Origin of the sequence: Sphingomonas pollutisoli (assembly GCF_029167165.1) — a bacterium.
Classification (GTDB): Bacteria; Pseudomonadota; Alphaproteobacteria; order Sphingomonadales; family Sphingomonadaceae; genus Sphingomonas; species Sphingomonas pollutisoli.
Genome location: NZ_JARFNJ010000008.1, coordinates 69,366 through 95,231, shown reverse-complemented (window position 1 = coordinate 95,231; position 25,866 = coordinate 69,366). Strand labels below are relative to the sequence as shown.

Annotated in this window: 24 protein-coding genes; 6 read left to right on the top strand and 18 right to left on the bottom strand. The window is 67.8% G+C overall.

Annotation, left to right across the window (positions count from 1 at the left end):
* Nucleotides 1-96 precede the first annotated feature (96 nt).
* Both PX554_RS17955 and PX554_RS17950 read right to left on the bottom strand, forming a co-directional pair.
* Nucleotides 97-1,155, bottom strand: coding sequence for a FecR family protein (locus tag PX554_RS17955; protein ID WP_275503896.1), 1,059 nt, complete (start codon nt 1,153-1,155; stop codon nt 97-99).
* Nucleotides 1,055-1,597 (bottom strand): RNA polymerase sigma factor, encoded by a 543-nt coding sequence (locus PX554_RS17950; protein ID WP_256326319.1) that lies wholly within the window; start codon nt 1,595-1,597, stop codon nt 1,055-1,057. The genes PX554_RS17955 and PX554_RS17950 overlap by 101 nt, the downstream gene beginning before the upstream one ends.
* A gap of 257 nt (nt 1,598-1,854) precedes the next feature.
* Here PX554_RS17950 and PX554_RS17945 point away from each other — a divergent pair, with 257 nt between their 5' ends.
* The 3 genes from PX554_RS17945 to PX554_RS17935 all read left to right on the top strand — a co-directional run bounded on the left by PX554_RS17945 (nt 1,855) and on the right by PX554_RS17935 (nt 5,582).
* Complete coding sequence (locus PX554_RS17945; RefSeq protein ID WP_275503895.1) at nt 1,855-2,706, top strand: class I SAM-dependent methyltransferase; 852 nt, start codon at nt 1,855-1,857, stop codon at nt 2,704-2,706.
* Between the two features lie 309 nt (nt 2,707-3,015).
* Nucleotides 3,016-3,711, top strand: a complete 696-nt coding sequence (locus tag PX554_RS17940) for a DUF6683 family protein (protein ID WP_275503894.1) — start codon at nt 3,016-3,018, stop codon at nt 3,709-3,711.
* Nucleotides 3,712-3,719: 8 nt separating this feature from the next.
* Complete coding sequence (locus PX554_RS17935; protein ID WP_275503893.1) at nt 3,720-5,582, top strand: hypothetical protein; 1,863 nt, start codon at nt 3,720-3,722, stop codon at nt 5,580-5,582.
* Nucleotides 5,583-5,686: 104 nt separating this feature from the next.
* Here PX554_RS17935 and PX554_RS17930 read toward each other — a convergent pair whose 3' ends face one another.
* The 16 genes from PX554_RS17930 to PX554_RS17855 all read right to left on the bottom strand — a co-directional run bounded on the left by PX554_RS17930 (nt 5,687) and on the right by PX554_RS17855 (nt 23,122).
* Nucleotides 5,687-7,276, bottom strand: a complete 1,590-nt coding sequence (locus PX554_RS17930; RefSeq protein WP_275503892.1) for a ComEC/Rec2 family competence protein — start codon at nt 7,274-7,276, stop codon at nt 5,687-5,689.
* Nucleotides 7,277-7,280: 4 nt separating this feature from the next.
* Nucleotides 7,281-9,410, bottom strand: a complete 2,130-nt coding sequence (locus PX554_RS17925; RefSeq protein WP_275503891.1) for a gluzincin family metallopeptidase — start codon at nt 9,408-9,410, stop codon at nt 7,281-7,283.
* 9 nt (nt 9,411-9,419) lie between these two features.
* Nucleotides 9,420-10,574 carry a patatin-like phospholipase family protein gene (locus tag PX554_RS17920; protein WP_275503890.1) on the bottom strand — a complete coding sequence of 385 codons (1,155 nt, stop codon included), beginning with the start codon at nt 10,572-10,574 and terminating at the stop codon, nt 9,420-9,422.
* 166 nt (nt 10,575-10,740) lie between these two features.
* Nucleotides 10,741-12,510 (bottom strand): GGDEF domain-containing protein, encoded by a 1,770-nt coding sequence (locus PX554_RS17915; protein ID WP_275503889.1) that lies wholly within the window; start codon nt 12,508-12,510, stop codon nt 10,741-10,743.
* 129 nt (nt 12,511-12,639) lie between these two features.
* Nucleotides 12,640-13,254: a hypothetical protein gene (locus PX554_RS17910; RefSeq protein WP_275503888.1), complete on the bottom strand. Its 615-nt coding sequence runs from the start codon at nt 13,252-13,254 to the stop codon at nt 12,640-12,642.
* Nucleotides 13,245-13,700, bottom strand: a complete 456-nt coding sequence (locus tag PX554_RS17905) for a hypothetical protein (protein ID WP_275503887.1) — start codon at nt 13,698-13,700, stop codon at nt 13,245-13,247. The genes PX554_RS17910 and PX554_RS17905 overlap by 10 nt, the downstream gene beginning before the upstream one ends.
* Nucleotides 13,697-15,025: a FliI/YscN family ATPase gene (locus PX554_RS17900; RefSeq protein WP_275503886.1), complete on the bottom strand. Its 1,329-nt coding sequence runs from the start codon at nt 15,023-15,025 to the stop codon at nt 13,697-13,699. Before PX554_RS17900 ends, PX554_RS17905 begins: the two co-directional genes overlap by 4 nt.
* Entirely contained in the window at nt 15,015-15,620 is a 606-nt protein-coding gene (locus PX554_RS17895; RefSeq protein ID WP_275503885.1) for a FliH/SctL family protein, read from the bottom strand. The genes PX554_RS17900 and PX554_RS17895 overlap by 11 nt, the downstream gene beginning before the upstream one ends.
* Nucleotides 15,617-16,099 (bottom strand): hypothetical protein, encoded by a 483-nt coding sequence (locus tag PX554_RS17890; protein ID WP_275503884.1) that lies wholly within the window; start codon nt 16,097-16,099, stop codon nt 15,617-15,619. The genes PX554_RS17895 and PX554_RS17890 overlap by 4 nt, the downstream gene beginning before the upstream one ends.
* Nucleotides 16,096-16,845, bottom strand: a complete 750-nt coding sequence (gene sctJ, locus PX554_RS17885; RefSeq protein ID WP_275503883.1) for a type III secretion system inner membrane ring lipoprotein SctJ — start codon at nt 16,843-16,845, stop codon at nt 16,096-16,098. The genes PX554_RS17890 and sctJ overlap by 4 nt, the downstream gene beginning before the upstream one ends.
* 18 nt (nt 16,846-16,863) lie before the next feature.
* Nucleotides 16,864-17,250, bottom strand: coding sequence for a hypothetical protein (locus PX554_RS17880; protein ID WP_275503882.1), 387 nt, complete (start codon nt 17,248-17,250; stop codon nt 16,864-16,866).
* Between the two features lie 2 nt (nt 17,251-17,252).
* Nucleotides 17,253-17,564 (bottom strand): hypothetical protein, encoded by a 312-nt coding sequence (locus tag PX554_RS17875; protein ID WP_093225893.1) that lies wholly within the window; start codon nt 17,562-17,564, stop codon nt 17,253-17,255.
* Nucleotides 17,565-17,584: 20 nt separating this feature from the next.
* Nucleotides 17,585-18,712 (bottom strand): hypothetical protein, encoded by a 1,128-nt coding sequence (locus PX554_RS17870; protein ID WP_275503881.1) that lies wholly within the window; start codon nt 18,710-18,712, stop codon nt 17,585-17,587.
* Entirely contained in the window at nt 18,709-20,520 is a 1,812-nt protein-coding gene (gene sctC, locus PX554_RS17865; protein WP_275503880.1) for a type III secretion system outer membrane ring subunit SctC, read from the bottom strand. The genes PX554_RS17870 and sctC overlap by 4 nt, the downstream gene beginning before the upstream one ends.
* The gene (locus PX554_RS17860; protein WP_275503879.1) at nt 20,517-22,490 is read right to left on the bottom strand and encodes a flagellar biosynthesis protein FlhA; all 1,974 of its coding nucleotides are present in this window, start codon (nt 22,488-22,490) and stop codon (nt 20,517-20,519) included. The genes sctC and PX554_RS17860 overlap by 4 nt, the downstream gene beginning before the upstream one ends.
* Nucleotides 22,487-23,122 (bottom strand): lytic transglycosylase domain-containing protein, encoded by a 636-nt coding sequence (locus tag PX554_RS17855; RefSeq protein ID WP_275503878.1) that lies wholly within the window; start codon nt 23,120-23,122, stop codon nt 22,487-22,489. Before PX554_RS17855 ends, PX554_RS17860 begins: the two co-directional genes overlap by 4 nt.
* A 647-nt stretch (nt 23,123-23,769) precedes the next feature.
* Between PX554_RS17855 and PX554_RS17850 the strand changes: the two genes are divergently transcribed.
* The 3 genes from PX554_RS17850 to PX554_RS17840 are packed head-to-tail and all read left to right on the top strand — an operon-like array spanning nt 23,770 to nt 25,846.
* On the top strand, nt 23,770-24,909 hold the full coding sequence (locus PX554_RS17850) for an EscU/YscU/HrcU family type III secretion system export apparatus switch protein (protein ID WP_275503877.1): 1,140 nt from the start codon (nt 23,770-23,772) through the stop codon (nt 24,907-24,909).
* Complete coding sequence (locus PX554_RS17845; protein ID WP_093225884.1) at nt 24,906-25,211, top strand: FliO/MopB family protein; 306 nt, start codon at nt 24,906-24,908, stop codon at nt 25,209-25,211. Before PX554_RS17850 ends, PX554_RS17845 begins: the two co-directional genes overlap by 4 nt.
* The gene (locus PX554_RS17840; protein WP_275503876.1) at nt 25,208-25,846 is read left to right on the top strand and encodes a hypothetical protein; all 639 of its coding nucleotides are present in this window, start codon (nt 25,208-25,210) and stop codon (nt 25,844-25,846) included. The genes PX554_RS17845 and PX554_RS17840 overlap by 4 nt, the downstream gene beginning before the upstream one ends.
* Nucleotides 25,847-25,866 lie beyond the last annotated feature (20 nt).

The window sequence follows — 25,866 nt, the reverse complement described above, 5'->3', positions numbered from 1 at the left end:
TTCCCTCCAAGCGGCCCCGTCACATGCGGGGTCTTCCGAAGGACTAGACGCAGCGCCGCTGAAAGTCCGAACCCGGCTATCGTCTTTTTTCGCGCCTCAGCGCGCCGCAATGACGATGCCATCGCGCGCATCCCGCTGCACGCGCACCGGGAAGCCGGTGGTGAGTGCGCCGACGAAGGCGGGCGCGCCGGTCGTGCGGAACGCGCCGGAGACGCGCAAGGCGCCGACGCGGCCGTCGGCGATACGGATCGGGCGGCGGCTGTAGCGGTTGAACTCGGCCACCGCCTCGGCCAGCGGCGTGTCGTCGAATTGCAGCAGCCCGGTTCGCCAGCCGGTGAAGTTGGTCGGATCCTCGGGCGTGCGAATCACAACATCGGCATTGCGCACGGCCAGTAGCCGGCCGGGCGCGAGCGCAACCGATGACCCGTCGCTTTCAAGCGTCAGGTGCCCCGCCGCCGCGAACGCCCGCACCCGGTCGGCATCGGTGCGCACGTCGAACACGCCTTCGCGCGCGGTGAAGTCGCGGCCGCCGGCGTGAATTTGAAACGGCGCCGCGCCGGGCGTGATGCGGAACCACCCCTGCCCGTCGAGCTTCGCGGCCCGCGCGCCCGCGCCGAACCGCACTTCGAGCGTACTCGCGGTGTCGAGCGTCACGACCGATCCGTCGGGCAAGGTCACGTCGGTCTGCTGGCCGATGCCGGTACGGAAGGTCTGCACATAGGGAGGCGGGGCAGGCGGAGCGGAGAAGGCGCGGATGCCGAACGCAGCGAGCGGTGCGCCCGCCAGCACCAGCGCCCCGGCGGCAGCGACCCGCCAGCGTCTCTTGCGCGAACGTCGCGCCGCCGCCGTGCGCGCCAGCGTCGCCCCTCGCAGCGCCAGCAACGGGTCGTGCTCGGCAAGCGTCGCCGCGTGGTCATGTGCCGCGCACACCCGTGCGTAGGCGGCGGCATGGTCGGCGCGCGCAGCGCGCCAGCCCGCGAATGCGGCGCGCGTGGCGTCGTCGGCCCGCGCCAGCCGCGCGTGCCACGCGGCCGCTTCGACAAGAAGCGCGTCGTCAGCGATGGCGCCAGTCCTCCAGCGCGGCGGTAACGCGCGCGAGCGCCTTAGCCTGATGCTTTTCGGCGGCGCGTGTCGAAATGCCGATCGCGCTGGCAACTTCCGCCATCTTCATCCCCTCCAGCACGCGCAGCACGAACACGTCGCGCGTTCGTTCGGGAAGCTCTAGCAGCACCGCCTGCAAGCGATCCGCCGCCTCCCTGCCCTCCAAGACGCGGTCGGGCGGAATCTCCGAACCGGCGAGATCCTCGTCGATCGCATCGTGCAGGCCGCCGCCGCGCGCCGCGTTGCGCCGCGCCCGGTCGCGCAGCACGTTGGCAGCGGTGACGAACAGGAAATGCTCAGGCTTTTCGATCCCGGCCGGATCCGGCATGCGGCTTAGGCGGAGGTATACGTCCTGCACCAGATCGGGTACGTCGGCGTTCACTGTGACCCGCCGTTCGAAGAACCGGCTTAGCGCACGGTCATAGGTCTGCGCGAGCCGCGCAAGGACGACGCGCCGGTCGCCAGGCGCGCCGTCGACGTCGATCCTCCCCAACATGGACGTTCTTTCGCGCTCCATCGCCGGTGTGTGCCACCGACCGACCGCGCCAGCAAGCAGCGAAGCGCGCGGGATTGCGAGCGGCGGGGATGACTGTCCTTTTGACGATCGGTATGACTGCTCGCAACCGAAACGCGGATCGGCAGAGTGGCAGCGTTCCGGATTGCTCCGCACATCAGCTCTCAGATCGGCGATCGCTTACGCTACGATCGCCGCGAGCATAGCGTCCTCGTGGAGCGACTTCATCATGCTACCTCTTGTCCCTCCTCCGCGCGACCGATACACTTGGCATCGACGAACGTCATGGCTATGATGAGACAATGTCTCATGCACTTCTGTCCGCCCCGCCCAACCCAGCCAATGCTCCCAGCGCCCGCTTCTTTGGCGGTATCGGCATCGCGCCCGGCGCGCGGGTGCTCGACGTCGGCTGCGGCAATGGTGACCTCAGCCGATATGTGGCTGAGCTTGCCGGACCGAGCGGCGAAATCATCGCGATCGATCGAAGCGAACAGGCGCTCGCGATGGCCCGGAAGATCGACGTAGACGCACGTGCCGCGCCTATCCGGTACCACGCCGTCGATCTTTCGGATGACCTGCCCGATCTTGGCCGTTTCGATGCAATCGTTGGCCGTCGCGTGCTGATGTACCTGCCCGACGCCACCAAAGCGGTGCAGCGGCTGGCGGCGATGGCGAAGCCTGATGGGATCCTGGCGTTTCAGGAACATGCACGCGCTGGCCTTCCCGCAGGGCTCGGGGATCTCGCGTTGCACCGCCAGTTGTACGACTGGAACTGGCGGACGGTTGCAGCGGAAGGAGGCGATGTGGGGCTGGCACTCCGGCTCCCGGAACTGATGCAGCGCTTGAGGCTTTCGGTCGAGGAAGCGCGCTGCGAGGCTATCCTACTCTACCCCGACCAGCCTTCGTTCGTCCCGATACTGGCGCAAGCGATGCTGCCCCGAATTGTCGAACGAGGCATCGCGACCGTCGAACAGATCGACCCCGCCACGCTGACGCAGCGGATCGAGCACGAGCATCGCGCCGTGGGTGGTATGATCGTGTGGGATCTCGCCTTCCTCGTCGCGGCTCGCGTTCAATCCATCGCTCGCTGAAGCGTTCGCATCCAGACGGCCGTGGCGACTCAATAGCCGACGTTCGACATGGCATGAGCGTTCTCGGAAACCGGGCGCTGGTACAGGTTATGCGGAACGGCTAGGACTGGGCCGGTTGCAAACTGGCGTGGTTACGACAGCGATGTACGAGAAGCGACCGTAGACCGTATCAAGGCAAATTGCACTTACCATCAGACGAAACGCTCCGTAGCCGGTGCGCATGTCTTGCAAATGCAACAGCCGAAGGAGATGCCCGGACCAGCCGCTGCAATTTGCATGGGCACGCTTTCTTCGAGGGAGCCTGACGAGATGCGCCTTCTTCTGTTCAGTCCGATCCTGTTCTTTGCAGCGACGCTCTCGGTCGATGCCCGCGCGCAGGGCGTGTTCGACATGAGCACTCTGACTAATACGCTGTCCGCGCCTACCCGGCCTTCCGCCGGCGGCGCGGCGAGGCCGCCCGCCGCCCCGGCGGCTTCCGGGGCGGCGTTCCGCTTCACGCCATCCCTCGAGCTGCGTAAGCGCAATTATGCCCAGTTCATTGAGAAAACCCGCGCCGCCACTCCGCAGGGTGCCGATGAGTTGCAAAAACTGTTCGCGCAAAAGGACGTGATCGCCGAGATCACTCCTGCGCTCGCCGGCTTTGGGCTGCGCACCGACGATGTCGCCGATGCGATGACGGTCTATTGGCTGAACGCCTGGATGGCGTCGCGCGGCCGCTCGGACCAGAACAGCAAGGAGCAGGCACAGGCGGTGCGCCGCCAGGCCGCCAACGCCATCGCGGCCACAGGCCAGATTGCAACGCTCAACGACGCGCGGAAGCAGGAAATGGCCGAGGCGTTCCTGATCCAGGCGATGTTGCTCGAAGCCATGACCGCGCAGGCCAAGGCTGACCCCGCTAAGATGGCGCAGGTTCAGGCCAGTGCGCGCACCGGCGCCAAAGCGATGTCGCTCGATCTCGATGCGATGGAATTGACGCCGACCGGCTTCGTCCTCGCCAAGCGCTGAGGCCGGGAATGGTAAGGCTTCGATCGCTTTGCGCAGGGCTGGCGCTGTGCCTGATCGCGTCCCGCGCCCCCGCGCGCGATGATCCGCCGACTGCCTTCTCGCAGAAGGTCACGGCTGCAGTGGCCGACTGGGAGGCGGAGGATTGGCGCAGGGGTCTCCTCAAACTGCATCCAAGCAAGTTCACGTGGCAGAGCGACTATTATCTCGAGGTCGCGCCCGAGGAGCCGGCGCTCGGCCGGACGATGCAGAACGCGCTGGAGAGCGCCTGGGCCAATGCCGCGACGGATGGGGACGACGTGCCCGTCAGCATGGCAGGGGCCAAGCCGATGGGGCAGGACGTGATCGCCAAGACGCTACGCTGGGACTATGCCTTCGACAAGAACTTGAGCGTCTGGGGCGTGGCGAAGACTGCGCGTGGCGGCTATCTGCCGTTCCACATCAATTGCGACACCGCGCATCCCGATCAGTATGGCGGCGATCGATGCCTTCGCGGCGCGACAACGCTGCTCGTGCTGATACAACGCGGTCAGATCGTGATGCCAGAACCGCCCGAACCGCTCACCGTGCCTGGCTGGGAGAGTCAGTATCTTGCCGACGGCACCTCGGTGCTCACACTTCGTCAGGTGATGGGCACGCGTCAGGCCACGGTCTATGCCACCGCACCGTCGGCACTTTCGGCCACCGGGCTGCGCGACAGCATCACCCGCTTCGCTGACGCGCTCATCGACGAAGACGACAAGGCGCCGGGACCGCTGAAGTGGGTGGGCACCGCCACCAATCCGTGGATCCGACGCAGCTTACCCGGAAGCGTAGACAAAACCGCGGTTCAAATGGCCGGATCGGTCAATCTGCCCGACGGCCGTACGGTGTTGGTCGGGGTACGCTGCCCAAACGAGCAGTGGCTCAAGGATTGCGCCTATGCTGTCGACCGCACCCTGCAAGCCGTGAGGTCCGGGCAAGTCGAACACCGGCGCCAGGCCGCGATCGCAGCCACACAGATCCCGCCCCCTGCCGGAGGACTCCAGGACGGGCAGATCGCCGGTCTGTACACCACCGGCGGCAACACGATGGGGGCCGGCGGCTTCATGACGGGCTATTCGATCGACAGCCCGTTGTTCTTGCGCGACGGCACCGCCAAGCGCGCGTTCGACCGGCCGCCGGCCTTGATCGACCCCGCCGCGTCGCGTCGCGCCGAGCCAAGAGCATGGGGCCGCTGGACCCGCAGCGGCAACCAGATCATCGTGACCTGGAGCGACGGCGATACTGACACGATCAAGGTAACGCCCACCAATGCTATGACGGCGGGTCGGCGCGGCATGAAGCTCAGCGGCAAATATCGTCATGTCAGCGGCTCGGGGAACATCGCCTTCGGCGGCGGAAACTCGGTGCTGTCGGAGAGCTCGTACAGCTTCTTCCCCGACGGTACGTTCAGCAGCGATCGCAGCACCTCGTTCATGGCCGGCGGCGGTCCGGGCGCGGAAGGCGCGTCGGCGATGGGCGGGAGCCGAGGCGCCGGCACGCGCGGGCACTACGAGGTCGATGGTTATACGCTGAAGCTGACCTATCCAGACGGACGCGTCACGCGCATGTCGTTCGCAGTGTATGCGCACGAGCGAGATCAGCTCAACCGCGAAGGTCTGATGTTGAACGGGACATATTATTTCAAAGACAGCGACCGAGAACCCCGCACGCGCAGCCCAGGGGTGCTAGGCATCCATCGCCTCTTGTCGCGCGGCGGTCGCCCGCTGAGCTTCTTCACGACCGCTGGCCAGGTCAGCGATTACTGCGGCGCTTCTCGACGATCTGCCCCAAGCGCAGTGGATGCTCGACAGGCCGGCGGTGCCCGCTTTCGCGTCGCGTGCCTGTCGTAAAAGGCAAAGCGGCTTCGATCGACCGATAAGTGCGACGGGTGAATCTCCGCGGACCTTCCCCGCGCCCTACTTCGCACGAGCGGCTTCGCAGCAGCCACCACACTTCAGGCGGGACGACAGATCGTGGTCAGCTCGGCCCACAGCGGGTTGGGGCCGTTGTCGGAATAGGTCAGCGCGAAGCGGCCGCCCGGGGTGGCGAAAGCCGCTTCCTCCTCCGCGCGGTCGCCGTCGCCGCGCACGATGCGTTTCGCGGTCTTATCCTTCAGCCGCGCATACAGATCGCCGTATGGCATGGCCCAACCATCTGGATTGGTCTTCGTCACCTGCTCCCTGGCGATCGCCTCCACGACCGGCATCATCGCGACGAGATCGGGGCTGGTCATCATCTCCAGCCCCTTAAGGCGCGCGGTGGCATTGTGGCTGCCGTGATGGCCGACCTTGTAAAAGATCACGCGCGCGAGGATTTGCTCAGCGCTTTCCTGCGCACCCCCGGGCGGCACGGGCGTGGCCGGGTACTGCTGGTCATGCCACGACAGCCAGTTGCCGACCTGCGCGTCGGCCGGGAACAGCAACACGTCGCGCCCCGGCACCTCGATCGCCAGCGCGAGCGAGGTATTGTTGACGTCGCCGTCGATCTTGAGCGCAAGCGTCTCGGCCGAGCCGAGCCACGTACCGTCGATCCGCCGCTTTGCCTGGCCCTTGTAATAAAGCGCGGCGACCGCGTCGGTCGATGTCTCGTCCTCCCATCGACGAAAACGCTCGGCGAACGGGTAGTGGCCGGGGTCGTCGGTCATGGCTGTATCGGCCTGCGCCGCGCGAAGCTTGAGCGTGACGTCGAGCGCGTTGACGTCGTCCGGGCGCACGAGATAGGTTTCGCGCGTCGGGCCATCGGTCGGATCGAGCTTGAGCAGCCGGTCGCGGGTGCGCGGCGGCCCGAATACCGACGCTTTGAGCCGATTGTCTACGCCGAACACCTTCTGCTGACCCGGCGACAGATAGGTCACGTTGCCGTCTGCCGCCTTGCTCTTGAGCCAGTCGAAGACGTCGAGACAACTGCGCGGCGGCACTTTCGAAACGCGCGGCGCCCGCCCGGCGCCGGCGAGCGCCTGACCGTCAGGCGCCTGCCACGGGTCGATCTCGCCGTAGAACTGCAAGAGATCGCTGATCCGGGTCACCGTATCGTCGATCTCCGCATTCGTGCGATCCAGCGCGAACGGATTAGGCTTGCCCTCGGCACCAAGGCCGACGAGCGCGGCGAGCGCCGCCAGCCCCTTCGACTTCTTATCGCGAATGTCGTTGGCGACGCTGTCGGTATAATCCTCGGTCCAGGCGAGCCAGACCTGCTTGATGGTGAATTTCTGCCAGACGTCGAAATGCAGCAGGAAGCCGGACAGATGATCGTAATGCTCGTGCGTTCCGATCACCAGATCGAGCTCGCCGCCGGTATCGGCGAGGAGATCGTCGACCACCGCGCCGATGTGCGCGACGGCCGCCTTCGTATTCGGCTTGCTCGCGCCGATACACTGCAGCGCGCCGCAATCGACCAGCGCGCGGAAGCGCCGCCCGTCATAGTCGTGCGTCAGCAGAAAACAGTCGCCCAGTATCTGCCGGTACATGCGGATCGTGATCGTCTCGCCCTTGCCGGCCGATGCCGTGGCCGGAGGTGCGGCGGGCTTGGTGGTGCGCCTGGCCATCGCGCTACATCCGGTGGAGCATGGCAAAGGGTTCCTTGGCGGCGGCAGGATCGTAAGTGAAGCCCATCGCTTCGGGTGCGAGCAGATGCTGGCGTTGGCGATCGAGCCGAACATCGTCGTCGATCCGCTTGGTGATGACGTAGCGTAGCGTGTTGTCGCGCAGATCGATGATTATCGTCGCACCGCCACGGAATATGAAATCCCCTTTCGGGAACGTGCCTTGCGGTGGCGGGGTCGCATCGCTGGCAGCCTGGACCTTCGGGTCGAAATAGCCCTGGCGGCGCTGCGTGATCTCTATCACGAGTTGGCGGATGTCCTGCCCATCGGGGCCGGCGCGCCGGGTCGTGCGTACGCTCGCCACCTCGACCGACAGGCCGGACATCCCGCCCCGAATCGTGTATAGCGGGTTGTCGGACGGTCGCTGGAAGAACAGCCCCAGCTCCCTTTCCCACGCCCGATCGACGTTCTTATCGGACACGACATTGGTCGCGCGCGTCGGATCGGTCAGCACTTTCAGAAACGTCTCCCACCGTGCGAAGTGGGTCGGCGCCGCGCCCAGATCGGCCGCGAGCTTCTCGCGGTCGGGTTCGGAAATGCCCAGCCAGGTGAGATCGGCGTCGATATCGGCCAGGTAGGCGGTCAACCGCGCGCCGGTGCAGGCATGGTCGTGAGCGAACACCGCGCGCGCATTCGCGCGGAAGGCGGCGAAACGCTGCTCATCCGCCGCGTTCGGCGGCCCAGCAAGTCTCAACTCCGGCTGAGTGAGCCAGTACCAGACCTTGCGGCGATTCTCCTCGGCCGTCCTGACAATGTCGCTCCGCCTATATTGCGGGACGAGGTTCATGCCCTCGGCGTCGATATCGCTGATCGTCAAGTCCGGGTCGGCCGCGTCCCACAGCAGATTGTCGGGCGACATCGAGAGGCAATGCTCGGGAAAGATACCGCGTCGCCGGAACGCCTCGATGAAGGCGAGCCGGTAATTGAGCCTGTCATCGGGGATCAGATCGGCATCGGCGGTGATGATCGCGCGCAGGAATTCGCCGAATCGCACATCCACAGGCGGCAGATAATCGAGCGCCCGAATGCACATCCGCAACACGTGATCCGCACTCTTGGTTGCCTCTCCGGTCAGTCGCGCGACGAGATCGGGATGGAGCGGCCCGGTCGCGCCCATCTGGATTCCACACATCCGCAGCAGGTCGCCGGTTCGCGCCGAATAGATGCTGAGAAACGCATCGAACACCGCCGCGACCAGGATCGAGCCGCGATCATGCGGCTCGTCCGTGTTCTCGATCAGATTGGCGTCAGGCTTAGTGTCGATGAAATCGCGTAGCGACGGATGCCCCGAGGTACCCTTCGCGAATTGCCCCGCCAGCCCGCTCAGCAGGCCGATCTGGTCGAGATGGCCGGCATTCTTCTCGATATAATCGTACACCGCCTCATAGAGCTGGAAGTGCGAAAACAGGGCGGCGATGTCGGCGAACGCCTCGTGGAACGCCAGACTGTCGATGCTGGTCGGTTCCGAATAACGCGGGTGCAGCCCGTCGAGGATCGCATGCGTCGTTTCGTGCACGATGATATCATGCGAAAGCGCGGTGAAGATCCAGCTCGCCCCCGCCGCGCGCTGCGTCGCGTTGAAATAGCCGAACAGCAGCGCACGCTTGTCGCGGCTGTAATAGGCGTTCGCCTCGCGCAGCGCATGCGGATAGACGCGCAGCTTGAGCGTGGGAACATAGGTCTTTTCGTCGTCGTCCCAGGCCGGCGCCCAGATCACCTTGCGGCCGAGCGCGCGCTCGAACAGCTTGATCGTCTTCATCGCGACCGCGAACACCATCTGCTGGTGAAAGCGCGGATCGCCTTCCGACGGCGGCAGCCCGTCCTGCCCGAGCACGTCGGGCGCGTTGAGATCGAGCGGCGGGTAGAATTGACGGCTCGCCGGATCGATATCGATCACCTCGAGATATTCGTTGACCGGGCCGACCGATATCGGTTCCTCGGTCGGGTCGGACCAGGCAAGTGCGATCGTCGCGTGGCTGAATTTGGCCGATCCAAGATCGAGCGAGGCGTTGGGATCGAACGCATAGACGCGCAGCCGGCGGGCGGTCGGTTGCGGGATCGGCACCATCTTCGCCATGATCGACTCCTAGAGAGGAAGCGTGGCTGGCGGCGGCGTGCCGGAGCCGAGATACGATCCCATTGCCGAATCGCACAGACTGTATCCATGATTGACGAGCCGCGCATACGCCCTGGCGCCGAGCGACCAGAGCCGCACACCCTCCTCCTGCGCGCGCGTGACGTCCTCGGGCGAAGGCTGCGCGGGCGATGGTCTCGGATAGACGCTGCCCGTATTTCGGAGCGGCCAATAGGCGATCTTTCGCTGTCCGGTCTTGGTGAGCATCATCAGCGCGCGCTGGCGGTTGTTCTCGGCCTGGCGGTGGATCATGTTGATCACCCGCAAGAGCAGATTGAACCAGTCGGTCGGGTGGTGTTCCTCGTCGAACGCGCCGCCCGCGTTGCTGACGAGCAGCGTGCCGTAGCGCTTCCAGATCGGCTCGAGCCCCATATTGTCGTAGATGCCGCCGTCGGCGAGGATCGCGCGTTTGAGGAAATCGCCCTCGTTGCGATCGGCGCCAGCGACGGGCTTCACCGTCTGCCCCGCGAAATCGACCTCGATCGGGCAGAAGAAGGGCGGAAACGCGGACGAAGCCGCGACGATGCGCGATAGCGGCAATACCGGATTGTCGATCATCCCGACGCGGTGATCGGCGGCATAGGGTCGCGCGAAGCGCCAGAGGGAATTGAGTTCGTAATTGGTCGCGAGAATCACGAAGCGAGGCCCCTCCCCGTCCGCCGGCAAATCCTGCAACGTCGCGTCTTTGAAAAGATGGCGGTCATAGCCCTTCGCCACGCCGTCGGCCGCTGAGCGGAAGGGCAGCAGCAATCCGAGCAGACCCTGCGGAATGTCGAGATTGACCTCGGTGAGAAACGTGCCGAGCGGCTCGACGAACACCGTGTCGAAATTGGTCGCGACCCCATCCGCGGCGAAGATCAGCTTGCGCCATACCAGCCCGAGAAATCCGGCCGCGATCGAGCCGCCCGAAACGCTGGAAACACGCGAGAGCTTCGGCAGCCAGCCAAGCTCATTGAGGCGGATCAACGCACCCAGGTGATAGGCCGCCGCTTTATACCCCCCGCCCGAGAGCGCCAGCCCGACCCCGTCGGCATCATAGGAAACCGAATCGAACAGGCCGAGCAGATGCTCGCCATCGGGTTCCGAGAACTGCTCGATTTCGGCCATTCGACCCGCCCCCGAAGCGTAGGTTCGCCGAAATCGACCATATCGCGGGCGCTTCGTATAGGTGAAAAGCGCCACGCCGATCACGCCCCCGGAAGCGTGGGACAGCGAGTCCCTTTCACCTATGCCGGATCATGATCTTTTCGCCGGGCGACGGCAGCAGCACACCTCACAGCCCCACGGCGACCTGGTCAAGATCATCGGTGCAAGGGTTAGCGGCGTCCGGTGGGCGGATCACGACCCGGTCGCGTCCGTTCCGTTTGGCCTCGTAAAGCGCCTCATCCGCCAGCCGATAAAGCGCGCGGAAATCGGCTCCAGTGATGGTTTCGGCAATGCCTATGCTCACCGTCACGTTGCGGTTGTCGATGAGGTCGCCGTGCTCGCAGTCGCGGACCTGCTGGCGAAGCCCCTCTGCGAAGCGCATCAGTTCGGCGCCATCCAGCCCCGCGACCATCACCGCGAACTCCTCGCCGCCGAGGCGGGCGACGATGCAGGACGGGCATTCGTGATGCGCGATACAGTGAGCGATCGCCGCCAGCACGACATCACCCGCCTCATGCCCGTAAGCGTCGTTGATCGACTTGAACCAGTCCACGTCGATCAGCAGCAGGGCCACCGCCTCGCCCCTGTCGCGCGACGTATTGAGGACGGTGCCGATCCGCTCGATGAAGCCGCGTCGATTGAGCAGACCCGTCAGGGCATCGCGGCGCGCCAGTTCCTGCGCCTGGCCTTCGGCTCGACGCGCCATGTCGCGCTCCGCGCGCAGGCGGCCGTGCGAGCGAGAGGCGGCGGCGGAAAGCAAGAGCGTCTGCCACGCCGCCGCAAAAAGCACGAGGATCTGCGATCCACCACCCCAGAACATCGCGTCGGCATCGAAGAAGCTGGTGGAGGCGAGAACGAGCATCGGCACCGCCCAGGCTCCGGCGTAGCTGCGCGCGTCGCTGCTCCCCCGCCGCCAGGCCTGCCCGATGCAGAAGGCGACCGCGACCAAATTGGCGAGCACCACGACGCTCAGCACGCCGCCGAGCGTGTCGATTGGCCCGGACCGCATCAGCGAGAGCGGGATGCCGAGCACGAATACGCCCGCCGTCAGCCAGAGCGTGGATCGTCTCAGCCAGCGGCTGACGTAGCGTTCTTCCAGCGCGGTGACCGCGCTCAGCGTGGCCAGCGGAATCGCGAGACAGGAGAGAAACGTGCAGATTTGCGCGGACACCGCACCGGCCATCGCCGGAAGGAAAAGCAGGTGGAGCTGTGACCAGCATGCGCCCCACGCGACCATGCAGATCGCCCACGCCGCCTGCCACGCCGAGAACTGACGATGCAGGGCAAGCGCCAGCGAGGCATTGTAGATCGCTCCCGCCAGCAACAGCACGAGCGCCGCGCCGATCAAGGCGGCCAATCCCGCCGTCTGCGTGCTTTCCTCCCCGCGCCCGACGAGCCTCATACGCAGCAGGTGCGCACTCGCGACTTTATCGAACCGTATCGTAACGCCCGTCAGCGGCGCGTCGCGGTGCGGCGCGCGGAAGGCGAGTTGTCCGCCCGCCCGCCAGTGGGTACCGAAATCACCACTGCGCACGTCCTGCCGCTCGACCGCGCGATCGGCGTAGGAGAAGGTGACGATCAGACGATCGAACCGCGAACTGTGAACGATCAGCGAGAGGTCGTCGCGCCGGTCCGCTCCCGGAGGCAGCATCGCGCGAAACCAGAGCGTGCCTTTCTGGTAGCCCTCGGGCTGCCCGGCACACAGAAAAGCAGGGGGCGCGCCGCCGTCTTTCGCGACTGTCCGGCTGACCGCATAGCACAGCGGACGGCCGACCCGCAGCACGTCGGCAAAAGCAGGTGCCGGCCCGCCGAACGCGCCCGCCCCCAGCGACACGATCGCGCACCAGACGATCAGGATCTTTCGAAAGAGACGCAGGACAACCGATTCGCGAACCATTGCGGTGCGACCTATCGCACACACCTGAAGATATCATAGCGCGGGAAATGTAACATGGATTAGGATAAGGGGCGGCGTTCGCGTTTCTCGCGACCCCGGCGGCGCGCTCACCTGAGCCGCGGCGCGCAGCTAATGCGCGGCGACCTGCGCGACGAGGATGCCGCGCGCGGCCAGACGGCGGCGAAGCTCGTCGGTTACAGCGGTGTCGCGCGGGCGATCATCGCGCAGGGTGATGTCGATCGACACACCGCCGCCCGCGTCCTGTACGACCAGAACGTCACGCGCGGGGGCCTGTGCGTCGGGGAAGCTCACCCGGGTCTCGCCGCCACGGGGTTCGGGCAAGCCAAGCCGGTCGGCGACTGCGACCTCGACCGCCGGTTGCGCGGGCGTGCCGCTCGGCGGTGCGCGCTCGGTGGGCGCTGCGGTCACCGCCTTCGTCGGCGTGCCGTCCGCAAGCGCGGCGGGATGCTCGTCCCGCACACGGCGCGGCGCGGGCAGATCGGCGGCGACGCCCTGCCCGCCCGTGTCACCTGGCGGCACGGATTTTCGCGGCGGGTGGAGTCCGACCGTCACGGCCCCCTGCGGCGTATCGGCGCCCGCCCCATCGCCCTGCGCGCCCGCGGCGTGCCGGCCAAGGCTTTCGCCGAAACGCTTCGCCGCCTCGCCCTCGGGGCGCGGCGCGGCGGCGGGCGCCGACCGGGTCGAGGCGGCGGCCGATGCAGCAGCCGGCGCGCTCACGCCCATGCCAACGCTCCCGACACGACGCGATCGTCGGCGGCGCGGCGTTCGCCGGCCTGCCGCTGCCGCGCGACCGCCTGATGCAGCTGCGTGCTGAGCGCCTCCAGCCGCGCTTCGGCGCGCCGCAGATGCTGGCGGATCGCGGTGGCACGCTCGATCGCGCCGGCGATGGCACGTTCGGCGCGGCGGAGCGCTTCGATCGCCTCGTGGACGCGCTGCTCGCACGAGAGGCAGAACGCCGCGATATGCGCGTCGGCGGGCGCGGCGAGCCGCTCGGTGAGCGCCCGGTCGCGTTTGACACGCGCGGCGGCGGCGAGACGCTCCGCCTCGTCCCGCGCCGCCTCGGCGGCCTGCACCGCCGCCGCCGCGATCGCTGCCTCGCGCGCGCGCCGGTCCACCTCGCGCCGCCGTAGTCGCAGCAGCACGCCCAGCTTGTCGATCTGGTCCCTCATGGCTCGAATCCCCTCAGCATCGTCTGTGTCTTGATGAGATCGCAGCGGTCGCGCGTGGGCTGGCGCAGGAACTCGTCGAGCGTCGGCTTGGCGGCCAGCGCGCGATCGGCGAGCGCGTCCTGCCCGGGCTTGTAGTCGCCGACCTGGACGATCAGTTCGATCTCGTCGAGCTTGGCGAGCAGCGCGCGCAGTCCCATCGCAGCGCGTTGCTGCTCGCTGGAAACCAATTGCGTGGTCAGCCGGCTCTGGCTCACCAGCACATCGATCGCCGGATAATGGCCGCGCGCCGCCAGCTTGCGCGACAAGATGATGTGCCCGTCGAGCAGCGAGCGCACCTCCTCGCCGACCGGATCATCCTCCTCATCCTCCAGCAGCACGGTGTAGATGCCGGTGATCGCGCCGCGCGCATCGGTGCCGGCACGTTCGAACAGCCGCGGCAATTCGGCGAACACCGACGGCGGGAAGCCGCGTCGCACCGGCGGCTCGCCGGCCGACAGCCCGATCTCGCGCAGCGCGCGCGAGAAGCGCGTCACCGAGTCCATCAGCAGCAGCACATGCTTGCCGTCACGCCGAAATCCCTCGGCGATCGCGGTGGCGGCGTGCGCGGCGCGGACGCGTTCGAGCGCGGGCCGGTCCGAGGTGGCCACGATCAGCACCGACCGCGCGAGTCCGGCCTCGCCCAGATTGTCTTCGATGAATTCGCGCACTTCGCGCCCGCGCTCGCCTATGAGCGCGATGACGATCGCGTCGGCCTCGGTCTGGCGCGCGAGCGTGCCGAGCAGCGTCGACTTGCCGCCGCCGGCCGCCGCGAACACGCCGACGCGCTGCCCTCGCCCGATCGGCAGCACGCCATCGATCGCGCGCACGCCTGTCTCGATCTGGCGCTCGATCCGCGCACGCCGCATCGGGTTGGGCGCGTCGGCGTAGAGCGGCTGGGTCGACTCGGCGCGGACCAGCGGCAGATCGTCGAGCGGTTGGAGCCGCGCGTCGAGCACGCGGCCGAGCAGGCTTTGCGCGACCGGAACGCTGTCTTCGCCAAGCCGCACCACCACCTCGGTTTCAACCGACAGCCCGCGCAAGTCGCCGAGCGGCGCGAGGATCGTCTCGCCCTGGTGGATGCCGACCACTTCGGCGAGAAGCGCGGGCTGATCGGCGCGATCGAGCAATGCGCAGGTCTGGCCGATCCGTGCGGTGATGCCGCTCACCCGGATCGCGGTGCCGATCGCACCCTTCACGCGCCCCCGTTGCTCGAAGGCGGGCGCGGCGTCGAGCCGCTCGAAAAGCTGCGAAAGCCGTGTTTCGGGAGGCGCCGCGTCAAGCGACATCGGCGAGCTCCCAGCGTTCGGCGAGCGCGGCGAGTTGCACACCAAGGTCGGCGATGATGCGCCCGTCCGCACCGCTCACACGGCATTGGCCGATCTCGAGCGCGGCATCGGCGACGACCTGCACCGCGCCGTCGCCGTGATGATCGGCGAGCGCATCGATCACCGGCTGCTGGAGCGCGGGCGGCACTTCGACCGTGATCGTCCCCCCAGGCGCCACCGCCGCGACCGCCCGGCAGGCCAGCCCCGCCGTAACCGCCGCGTCGCCGATCGCGCCGAGCATCTGGCGGACCGCGGCGAGCGCGAGCGCGGCGAGTTCACCCTCACGCTCGCGTTCACGTCGCGTTGCCTGTGCGGTGAGCTCCGCGATCGCCGCTACGAACCTGGCGCGACCGTCAGCGAAGCCCTCGGCGCGGCCACGCTCGATCGCCGCCTGGGTCTCGGCGGCGACTCGCGCGGCAGTGTCGGCGGCGTAAGCGCGCACTGTCGCGAGCAAGTCGCGCGCCTCGGCGATCGCACCCGCATCGCCGGCGCGGATCACCGGCTGGTCGGTCGCGATCAGCGCCGCGCCGTCATTGTGGAGGAAATAGAAGGTCATGCGGCAGCCTCCGCGATTCGCTCCGCCGCGCGCACGAACCCGTCGCCTTGCGGCAGATCGCGTCCGCACCGGCCGAGCCGCTGCGCCAGCGTCGGCGGCAGCGCCTGTTCCGCGAGCGCGCGCCCGGCGGCGGGCAGCATTTTGGGTGGGTCGAGCACGCGGTCGCCGCCCGGCGGCAGCGCAAGCACAGCCTCGAGCGCGTCCTCACCCACCAGCGCGGCGACATCGCGCAGCCGCTCGCCGTCGATCTCGCGCGCGAGCCGGTCTCGCCCCGCGACCAACGCGGCGAGCGCGAAGATGCGGGACCGCGCATCTCCGTCAAGTGTCGGCCAGCGCGGCCATTGGGCGAGATCGGCGAGCGTCGGCGGGGTGCGCCCCCGCGCGCCGAGCAACGCCGCCGCGCGTCGCGCCACCGGATCGAGCTGGCGCGCGAGCATCGCGCTCGCCACCAGCCGCCGCCGGGTGTCGGCGCCGCTCACTCGGCCGGCACCGGCAGGCTGGTACTGGCGGCACGCCGGCGACGCGGCCAGAACAGCGCAGCCGCCGCCGCGAGCAGCGCCGCCGCGATCAACCCGAGCCGCACGACGGGGGTGTCGATCGTCTGCATCGAAATCGCGGGCGCCGGCGCGGCGATCTGGCTCGGCACCATCACCACCGACACCTTGTCGTAGCTCAGCCCCTCGATGCTGTTGGTGACGAGCGCCTTGATCGCGCCGGTCTGGCTGCGCACGTCGAAGCCGGGCTGATATTTGATGAAGACCGCCGCCGACGAGGGCTTCATCGTCTCGGACAGCGGATCGGGCTGCGGGATGGCTAGGTGGACGCGCGCTTCGACGACGCCATCGATCTCGCTGACGGTATGGCTCAGCTCCTGGGACAGCCCATAGATCAGCCGCGCGCGCTCCTCGACCGGAGAGGACACGAAGCCCTTCTTCTCGAAAACCGTGCCGAGCGTGGCGAAGCTATCGCGCGGCAAACCGTTCGAGCGCAACACCTGCACCGCGCGCGAGAACTGGTCGGGCGCGACCGCGACGCTCCAGTTGCCGTCGGCGCCGCTGGTCTTGCTCGCGTCGACGTCGGCGGTGCGCAGCACCGCGATCATCTCGTTGGCTTCGGCTTCCTTCAGCTTGCCATAGACTTCCTGCTTGCCGCACGCGGACAGCAGCAAGAGCGGCATCAGTGCGAACACCACCCAGCGGCGGCACGCCGTAAGTGCGTCTGTCATGGTCCTCTCCCTCCCGGCTCAGCCCTGCTGGCGGAAAAGCTGCTGGATGCCGTCCGAACTGCGATTGGCGATGCTCGACGAAAGCTGCGCGTGGAACGCGAATTCCTGGCAGCGCATCGTCAGTTGCACGATCTCGCCGGGGGTCAGCTTGCCGCCCGATTGTTCGGCTGTGCGCGCATATTCGGCGATGCCCTTGGCTTCGCCATCGACCTTGTCGAGCGTGTCGAGCATGTTTTTGACGGCGGGCGGCACGTCGTGGCTGGCCTGCGGGGCCGCCGCCTGGTGCATCGCGCCTTCGAACTGCACTTGCGTGCCGAGCCCCGGCGCCTGCGGCATGGCAGGCGCGAGATCGGTCACGCGCGGCGGCGGTGCGGCGGTGGCCGCCGCGATCGCTTCGACGGTCATCGTCAGGACTTCCGCGCCATCGTCTCGAGCGACTTGGACACGCTGTCGATCGAGCTGTGCGAGCTTTCCGACAGGAAGCTCATCTTCATCGATTCGGCGGTCAGCTTGGTGATGTCGGACGGCTGGTCGCCGCCTTCGCTGATCGCGCCCGATTGCTGCTCGATCACCGACGCCTGTTTGTCGAGCGCCTGACCCCAGGCGTTGGCGAACGCTTCGAACCAATTGTCGGAGGAGCTGTTCTGCGAAGAGAGTCGCCCGGAGGCCGGGGCGGCGGCGAGGTTCGAGAGCGTGAGTCCGGTGTTGATCGTCGTCATGGCACTTCTCCTTGAGTGAGTCAGAGGCGGACGTCTTCGAAGCGGCCGTCCTTTTCGAAACGGATGCGGCCGTCGGCGATCGCGACGAGCTTGTGCCCGGTCGGGAGCGTCGCGCCGGGGAACCAGCGCGAACCGTCGGCTGTGGCGATGTAGCCGGGGTCTTCCACCACGGTCGCCAGCCCGGCGCCGCTCCGCGCGAAATAGCTTTGCAGCGGGTTGTCGCCGAGCGCGTCGTCGGTGCGGAAGCTGACGCGCTGGAGGCCGGGCACGTCGTTCGACAGCAGTTTGCGCAGCCGCTCCTGCGTGTCGACCGGCATATAGGCGGCGGTCACGACGATGCCGCCCGCGCCCGCCGGTGCCGCCTTCGCCTGCACCCCTTGCGCTTGCAGCACGTCCGCCGCCGCCGTCGCGAGCGCAGCCGATGACGTGACGTCGAGCACCACCGGCACGTCGCGGGTCGCGACCAGCGTGCGCAGCCGCGCGAGATCGCCGTCGCGCGCGACCGCGCCGTGCACGATCAGCCCGCCGACCGGATCGGCGCTGACCTTGAGGCTGTGGAAGCCGCCTTGTTCGAGCGTCTGTGCGAGCGATTCGGGCGAGTGTTCGCGATCCGAGATGAGCGCGCCGACCGGCTGCACCGCCGCGGTGAGCAACACTGCCGACACCGCCGCGAGCGCGAGCCGCCGCCCCCCGAACCGCTCCACCACCCGCGCGGCCTGCGCACGGCCCTGCGCGACCAGCCGATCACCGAGCCGGGGCACCGGCAGCGGCGTGACCGGAGCGCCGCACCGCCCGCCGCCGACGCTCTCCGCCTCGGCCCAGCGCGCCGACCCGGCGGCACCGTGCGCGACGAGAAACTCGCCGAAGCGGAACGGCAGATAGGCGGGCAGCATCGCCTCATCGCCGGCGGCGAGCGGGCGGCCGAGCAGCTCAATCGTGCCCGACACGACATGCACCACCGCCGCGTCGGCCGCGACCCGCAGTTCGACGCACAGCTCACGCGTGCCCGCGCCGCGCAGCACCACGTCACTCGCCAGCGCGTGCCCGATCAGGATGCGCGCGCCGGGCATGAGCGGATATTCCTTGCCATCCAGACGGCCGCCGATGATGCGCAGCACGTCGCCGGTGACGGTCGGGGGCTTGGTCATGGCTTGGCTCCGGGGATGAGGGGCGTGGTCGTCACGGCCGCGGCGGTCGCGACCTGATCGAGCCGCACCACGCGCGGGGTGATGAGGAACAGCCGCTCGATCCGCGACGACGATTTCGAGCGGCTCTTGAACAGCTCGCCCAGCACCGGTATGTCGCCGACGATCGGGATCTTGCTCTCGGCATCGTATTTCGCGTTGACGGTGAGGCCACCCAGCAACAGGCTCTCGCCTTCGTTGATCAGCGCCTGCGTGTTGACGCTGGCATTCTCCACCACCGGAATGCGATCGACGCGGTTGTCGAGGATCGTGCCGTCCTGCACCGCCACCACCATACGGATGCGCGGGGCACCGTTCTCGGTGAGCACGTGCGGGTTGACGCGCAGCACGGTGCCCGCGGTCACGTTGAACAGATCGACCTGCCGGTCGCCGGCGACGCGCACGTAGAAGGTCTGGGTGCGATCGAATACCGCCTCCACGTTTGCGAGCGTGACGAGCTGCGGCCGCGACACGATCCGCGCCGCGCCCTTCTGTTCGAGCGCGGTGATGCGCGAGATCAGCTCGCGGTGCGCGCCGATCACGCTGGAGAGCGACAGGCCGTTGTTGGCGCTGCCGAAATTGGCGATGTCGTTCGCGGCATTGCCGCTGCGCTGGGTCAGGTCGCCGCCGAACAGGGCGTTGAAGCCCTGGCTCTGCACGCGCCAGTTGATGCCGAGTTCGCGCGCCTTGTCGATGTTGAGATCGATGATGGTCGCTTCGAGCTGGACCACCTGCGGCGCGATATCGAGCGCTTTGACCAGTCCCTCATAGGCCGGCATGTTCTCCGGCCGATCGCGCACGATCACCGCGTTGAGCGACGGGTCGATGCTGATGCGCGGGCCAGACTGGACATAGCGGCCATTGGCGCCGGCGGCGGCCGAAGCCACGGCGTTGCCCTGCGCCGGCGGCAGACCGAGATATTCGTCGTCATACGGCGCCGTCGGCGAGGCTTGCGCCGCATCGGGATCGACCGCATCGAGCCCGCGGCCCATCAGCCGCGGCTGGCTCTGGCGGATGCGGCGGCTGCCATATTGGCCGGTCACCGAACCCGCCACCGGCTGGCCGTCGCCCATGATCTTGCTGAGCGTCGATCCGACGCCGGGCACCTTGGTCTCACGCCCGCCCGCATCGAGCATGGTGTCGTCGGCGCGGGCGTATTTGAGGTAGAAGACGCGCAATTCGTAGGGTTCGACCGCGTCGACCGGCGCGATCGCGGCGCGTGACGGGCTGATCCGGTCGATGCCGCCCTGCCCCGCACCCGGCGCGGCCGGCAGGGCGGCGGCGAGTTGCTGCACCTGATCGACGAACTTGGGCACCCCGGTCGCGAGCAGCGACTGCGCGGATGTGACGCGGACATGGTTGTTGTCATCGGCAAGCCCGGCGCGCGCGATCGCGCTCGCCAGTTCCTGCGCGCGGCCGGCGGGCACCGCCACGGTGCGGCTCTGCACGTCCTTCGCGGCATAGACCGCCACCGTCGCGCCATCATGGTAGCCGACCAGGTTGAACGCACGCGACACGTTCGCCCACACGCTCGAAGGCGGGCCGGTGAAACGGCCGTTGACCTTGCCGCTCAAGTCGGTGCTGACCACCACCGGCAGGCCAGCCGCGGCGAAGAACTGGTTGAGGAAAGTGCCGATATCCTGATCGCGCGCCTCGATCGCGACCGGCTTGGCGGCGAAGGGGATCGGCCCGGCGAGGCTCGGCGTCGCGGCAAGCACCATGCAGCCCAGCCCGGCGCCGACGCGCGACAGGTCACGGAGCGCGCGCATCATTCGGCCGCCCCCACCGTGTCGACATCCTCGATCGCGATCGGCGTCCGGTCTAGCTGACCGGCGACGTCGAGCGGCACGTCGGTCATCAGCTCGTTGAACGCGAGCACCGGCAGCTCGAACAGGTCGGCGGCGAGCAGACGGCGGAGCGGCCGGCGCAGGTCGTAGGCGGTGACGACGGCGCGGGCGCCGCTCTCGGCCACCTCGCGGCGGATCATGCCGATCATCGTGCGCGCATGGTCAGGCTCCATCGCGAGCCGCGCCACGCCGTCGAGCATGCGGATGTTGTCGCGGCAGAAGCGTTCGAGCGTGGTGCCGATCACCAGCACGCGGAAACGCCCGTCGGCGGTGAGGTACGGCGGCGCCAGATAACGCTTGAGCGCAACGCGGGTAAGGTCGGCGAGCGGGATCGCATTGCGCTCGTTCTGCCCGGCCTCGGCGATTGCCTCGAGCACGTCGCGCATGTTGCGCATCGGCACTTCCTCCTCGGCGTGGAGGCGCAGGATCTCGGCGATGCGGGTGACGGGCACCGCGCGCACCACTTCCTTGACGACATCGGGGAAGTCGGTGCCGATCCGGTTGAGGATGCCGGTCACTTCCTGAAGGCCGAGGAACTGGCCGACATGCCGGCGCAGCACGCGCTCGACATCGTCGCACAGCCGGTCCTCGAAATCTTCGTGCGTGATCACCCCGCTCGCGGCGGGCGCGTCATACAGGAACAGCGCCCACTTGCCCGGTTCACCCGGCGCGACCGCGCTCGGCACGATCTCGGCGGGCGGAACCGGCAGGCCGAGCCGCGCCTGCGTACGCTCCAGCACCGCCGTCACCGCCTGCGACAGCGTTGCGACGCGCGGCCCGGTAAGGCCGGGCGCGGCGACTTCGAGCACCAGCGGACGCACCGCGCGCAGCGGCGCCGGTTTGGCCTCGACGCTCTCCGGCACCGGCGCGGGCGCGCTGTCGAAGCGGGCGAGCCGCGCGCGGATCGCCGCGTTGGAGACCGGGTGGTTCCACGCGCCGCCAGCGAACAGCGCCGCGCTGAGCGCGACGAACACCAGGGTCGGGAAGCCGGGGATGATCGCGAGCAACAGGCACAGCGCCCCGGCGATGCCGAGCACGCGCGGCTTGCTGGCGATCTGGCGCGCGATGGTCGGCCCGAGATCGCGCTCGTCCTCCTCGTCGGTCGTGCGCGTGACGAGCAGGCCAGCCGCCATCGCGCTGAACAACGCCGGCAACTGCGCGACCAGGCCGTCGCCGATCGTCAGGATCGAATAGGTCGTGATCGCCTCGCCCGCCGGCATGCCGTGCGAGAACACGCCGACCCCGAGGCCGCCGATCAGGTTGACCAGCACGATGATGATCGAGGCGATCGCATCGCCCTTCACGAACTTCATCGCGCCATCGAGGCTGCCGTGCAGCTTGCTTTCGTTCTCGAGCGTGCGGCGGCGTGCGCGCGCCTCGTCCTTGCCGATCAGGCCGGAACGCAGATCGCTGTCGATCGAGAGCTGCTTGCCCGGCATCGCATCCAGGCTGAAGCGCGCGGCGACTTCGGCAACCCGCTCGGCGCCCTTGGAGATCACCACGAACTGAACGATGGTGATGATGAGGAACACCACCAGCCCGACGATCAGATTGCCGCCCGCCACCATCTCGCCGAATTGGCGGACGATATGCCCGGCTTCGGCATGGCCGAGGATCATCCGTGTCGTCGCGATCGAAATCGCGAGGCGGAACAGCGTCGTCAGCAGCAACACCGACGGGAAGGTCGAGAAATCGAGCGGCTTGGTGACGTACAGCGTGCTCAGCAGCAGCAGCACCCCGACGGTCATGTTGGTGGCGATCAGCACGTCGAGCACCAGCGGCGGCAGCGGCAGGATCAGCAGCCCGATCACCGCGACCAGCGCGCCGACCAGCAGCAGATCGGCGGCGCGCAGCGAGGTGCGCGGCAGTCGGCGCAACAGCGTGACGGCGCTCACCGCGCCACCCCCGCGCTGAACGACGCGGCGCGCAACGCCTGGTAGCGGCCCATCACCGTGCCGACATAGGCACGCGTCTCGCGATAGGGCGGCACGCGGTTGCCGTAGCGCGCAACCGCACCCTCGCCGGCATTGTATGCGCCGAGGATCAGCCCGAAGTTGCGGCCGTAGCGGCGTTGCAGCCGTTTGAGCAGCCGCGCGCCGGTGTCGATGTTGGTGGCGGGTTCGTACAGGCCAGCGGTGCGCACGCCGAGCGTCGCGCCGGTCGCCGGCATGATCTGCATGAGTCCCACCGCCTTGGCATGCGACACCGCCGCCGGGCGATAGCCGGATTCGGTGCGGATGATGGCATGAAGGAACAGCGGATCGATCCGATAGGCGGCGGCGGTGCGCGCCACGTCGCGATCGAACGGGCTGAGCGTGGCCGACCAGCTCGCCTTGGTCACGCCGCCAGCCGCGTCTGGCTCTGGCGGCGGCGCGGCCCGCTTGCCGCGCGGCGCCGGCTTCGCTTTCACGCCAATGATGCGAACCACGCCCGTATCGTCCGGGACATCGGCGGGCGCCTGGCTGACGATCGTGTCACGACACGCTTCGAGCGACTCGAACTCGTTCAACGTGCGCGGGTCCGCCACGCGCAGATTCGCCGTGAGCGGACATTTCGCGAAGAGATCGGTATCTTTGATCGGCCGCGCCAAGCACGTTGAACCGCACGCAGCAATCAAACCGGAAGCGGCCAAACTATAAACGGTAGTGCGGATAGCGTTCTTCGTCACGAAGCGGTCTCCGATCCAACTTAAGGAACCCGGCGAAATGTCGATCCGAACCGTCTTGTCCAGGCGCCCGATGCCCGTCGTGGCGCCCTGCCTGCACTGTGACCTGTGGTGATATCCCTGTTACGACATGTGTCCGTAGCGTGACGGCACGTGTCTTGCGCCAACGGCTAGTCGGTCAAATGATTGTAATGGAACCGCTTGGCGACGAGCCGTTATGCTTTTTGCGACGAGTCGAGCCATTCCGGCCCCATTCATCGCAATCCCCTTGACTGTTGCAGATTTGCTACGTTTTTGCGAAGAATCATTCCGGAATCGCAATATCTGTAAAAGCCACACGGCTCATCGTATCTTGTAACATTTGTATTGACCAACTCGGAGCCGGTGGCATTTTTACTTCGATTTTTCTATCCGAATTGCCTGCCCGAAAGTCTTGAATGTCGCGTAATACTTGCGTGACGGGATGCCCCAAGTCGGCGCGATGATCGCGCCCGATCCGGGAAGCTATTATGGCCGACAAGAACGACGGCGGCGACAAGACCGAAAAGCCGACCGCGAAGCGATTGCGCGATGCGCGCAAGAAGGGCGACGTCGCCAAGTCCAAGGATTTTGGCGCGGCGCTCGGCATGGTCGTGTGGCTGGCGCTGTTCGCGACGGCGGCGGGGCTGCTCGGCGGCCGCATCGCCGATTTCACGACGATGACGCTCGATCGCGCGGTGGCGGTGCCGTTCGCTACCGCCTTGCCCCTGGTCGGCTGGAGCGCGGTCACGCTGCTGCTCGGCATCGCCGCGATGACGCTGGTGCCGGCGGCAATCGTCGGGCTGGCCGCGGAGTTCTTCCAGACCGGCGTGATCCTCACCACCGACAAGATGAAGCCGACGCTCGACAAGATGAACCCCATAGAGGGGCTCAAGAAGATGTTCAGCATGGACAATCTGGTCGAGCTCGCGAAGACCTTGGTCAAGGCGCTGCTGATCCTCGCGATCGTCGTGGCGGTAATGCGCGGCTCGTTCGGCGCGCTCGGCGAGTTGCTCAACGCCGCCGCATGGTCTCCGGTACAATCGAGTGGCCCGCAGGTCGCCGCGCAGATCTTCGCGCTCAGCCAATCGGTGACGTTGCAACTGATCGGCTGGACGACCGCGGTGTTCCTGCTCGTCGCGTTCGCCGACCGGATCTACGCGCACCACACGTTCATCAAGAAGCTCAAAATGAGCCGCCGCGACATCCGGCAGGAGCATAAGGATAGCGAGGGCGATCCGCTGCTGCGGCAGCAGCGCCGCCAGATGCACGAGGAATATGCCAACCAGAACGCGATCGGCGCGGCTGGCGCGGCCAACGTGCTACTCGTCAACCCGACTCATCTCGCGATCGCGCTCGACTATGATCCGGGCGCCTGCCCGGTGCCGGTGATCGCGGCCAAGGGCGAAGGGCCGCTTGCCGCCGCGATGCGCGCCCGTGCCGAGGAAAATGGCGTGCCGATCGTGCGCAACATCGGGCTTACCCGCACCATCTTCGCCACCGGCGAGGCGGGCGCGATCATACCCGAGCCGCTGTTCGATGCGATTGCCGAGATCATCCTATGGGCAAAGCGCGCCCGCGCTGGCGATGCGCCACTGCACCGCGAAGACGCGCAGGAGTTCGGACTATGACCGGCGCATTGCTCTCCAGCCTGTTCGCGGTGGTGATCGCGCTCGCAGTCGTGCTCGGGCTCGCCTGGGTGCTGCTCAAGGCGCTGCGCACCTGGCAGGATCGTTTCCAGGGCAAGGAGGACGGCGGCGAGCGCCCGATCCGCTTCCTGCGCGCGATGCCGCTCGGCCAGACCGAGCGCGTGGTGATGGTTGCGGTGCGCGGCGAGACGATGCTGCTCGGCGTGACCGCCGGCGGCATCAGCCTGCTCGCCCGCTGGCCCGAGGATGACCCCGGTGCCATCGCCCAGGAAGATCTACGATGATGCTCGATCGCCTGCCCCGGCTCGATCCCGCCGAAGCGCGCCTGCGCGAGACGGTGCCTGCCGCGCTGTCCGGGCGGCGCTGTGCGGACGGAACGCTCGTCGCGCGCATCCCGGCCGCGCCGTCGACCGCACGCTGGTGGTATGCATGTGCGAACGAGGCTGCGTTCGCGCTGCTGCTGCGCGACGGCCGCGACGCGCGTCTCCTCGCTGACGACGGCCCCACCGCGGCGGAGGCGCTTGAGGCATGCGAGCCGCTGCTCCGCGAAATCGAACTCGGGCTCGGCATCGCGCTCGTGCCCGAGCGGCTGGTGGAGGCGCCCGCGCACACGCCGATCGTGGAGGTGACGGCGCTCGCCGAGGGTATCGCGCGCCAGCGCCTGCTGCTCGCGCTGCCGCCCACGCTCATGCTGCACCCCGCCGCGCCCGAGTTCGCGCCCGAACTGTTGGGCGGCGTCAGTGTGCGCGTGGCGGTGCGGATCGCCGGGCCGCGCCTCGCGCCGCACGCCGCCGCCAGCCTCGCGCCGGGCGACCTCCTGCTGCTCGAAAATCCGCTCGCCGCGACGCTGCACGTGTCCGGCCAAGCCCCGCTCGCCGGCCGGTTCGATCCGGCCGCCGCTCGTTTCATCCCCGCGTGACCCCGCCCGAGGAGCCTTTG

Excerpts from the sequence above, each read along its gene's own strand:
- PX554_RS17900 (WP_275503886.1), bottom strand. The coding sequence starts at position 15,025 with ATGTCGCTTGACGCGGCGCCTCCCGAAACACGGCTTTCGCAGCTTTTC.
- PX554_RS17925 (WP_275503891.1), bottom strand. The coding sequence starts at position 9,410 with ATGGCGAAGATGGTGCCGATCCCGCAACCGACCGCCCGCCGGCTGCGC.
- PX554_RS17935 (WP_275503893.1), top strand. The coding sequence starts at position 3,720 with ATGGTAAGGCTTCGATCGCTTTGCGCAGGGCTGGCGCTGTGCCTGATC.
- PX554_RS17880 (WP_275503882.1), bottom strand. The coding sequence starts at position 17,250 with ATGACCGTCGAAGCGATCGCGGCGGCCACCGCCGCACCGCCGCCGCGC.
- PX554_RS17910 (WP_275503888.1), bottom strand. The coding sequence starts at position 13,254 with ATGGGCGTGAGCGCGCCGGCTGCTGCATCGGCCGCCGCCTCGACCCGG.
- PX554_RS17870 (WP_275503881.1), bottom strand. The coding sequence starts at position 18,712 with ATGACCAAGCCCCCGACCGTCACCGGCGACGTGCTGCGCATCATCGGC.
- PX554_RS17895 (WP_275503885.1), bottom strand. The coding sequence starts at position 15,620 with ATGACCTTCTATTTCCTCCACAATGACGGCGCGGCGCTGATCGCGACC.
- PX554_RS17840 (WP_275503876.1), top strand. The coding sequence starts at position 25,208 with ATGATGCTCGATCGCCTGCCCCGGCTCGATCCCGCCGAAGCGCGCCTG.
- sctJ (WP_275503883.1), bottom strand. The coding sequence starts at position 16,845 with ATGACAGACGCACTTACGGCGTGCCGCCGCTGGGTGGTGTTCGCACTG.
- PX554_RS17850 (WP_275503877.1), top strand. The coding sequence starts at position 23,770 with ATGGCCGACAAGAACGACGGCGGCGACAAGACCGAAAAGCCGACCGCG.
- PX554_RS17875 (WP_093225893.1), bottom strand. The coding sequence starts at position 17,564 with ATGACGACGATCAACACCGGACTCACGCTCTCGAACCTCGCCGCCGCC.
- sctC (WP_275503880.1), bottom strand. The coding sequence starts at position 20,520 with ATGATGCGCGCGCTCCGTGACCTGTCGCGCGTCGGCGCCGGGCTGGGC.
- PX554_RS17940 (WP_275503894.1), top strand. The coding sequence starts at position 3,016 with ATGCGCCTTCTTCTGTTCAGTCCGATCCTGTTCTTTGCAGCGACGCTC.
- PX554_RS17915 (WP_275503889.1), bottom strand. The coding sequence starts at position 12,510 with ATGGTTCGCGAATCGGTTGTCCTGCGTCTCTTTCGAAAGATCCTGATC.
- PX554_RS17845 (WP_093225884.1), top strand. The coding sequence starts at position 24,906 with ATGACCGGCGCATTGCTCTCCAGCCTGTTCGCGGTGGTGATCGCGCTC.
- PX554_RS17930 (WP_275503892.1), bottom strand. The coding sequence starts at position 7,276 with ATGGCCAGGCGCACCACCAAGCCCGCCGCACCTCCGGCCACGGCATCG.
- PX554_RS17950 (WP_256326319.1), bottom strand. The coding sequence starts at position 1,597 with ATGTTGGGGAGGATCGACGTCGACGGCGCGCCTGGCGACCGGCGCGTC.
- PX554_RS17905 (WP_275503887.1), bottom strand. The coding sequence starts at position 13,700 with ATGAGGGACCAGATCGACAAGCTGGGCGTGCTGCTGCGACTACGGCGG.
- PX554_RS17920 (WP_275503890.1), bottom strand. The coding sequence starts at position 10,574 with ATGGCCGAAATCGAGCAGTTCTCGGAACCCGATGGCGAGCATCTGCTC.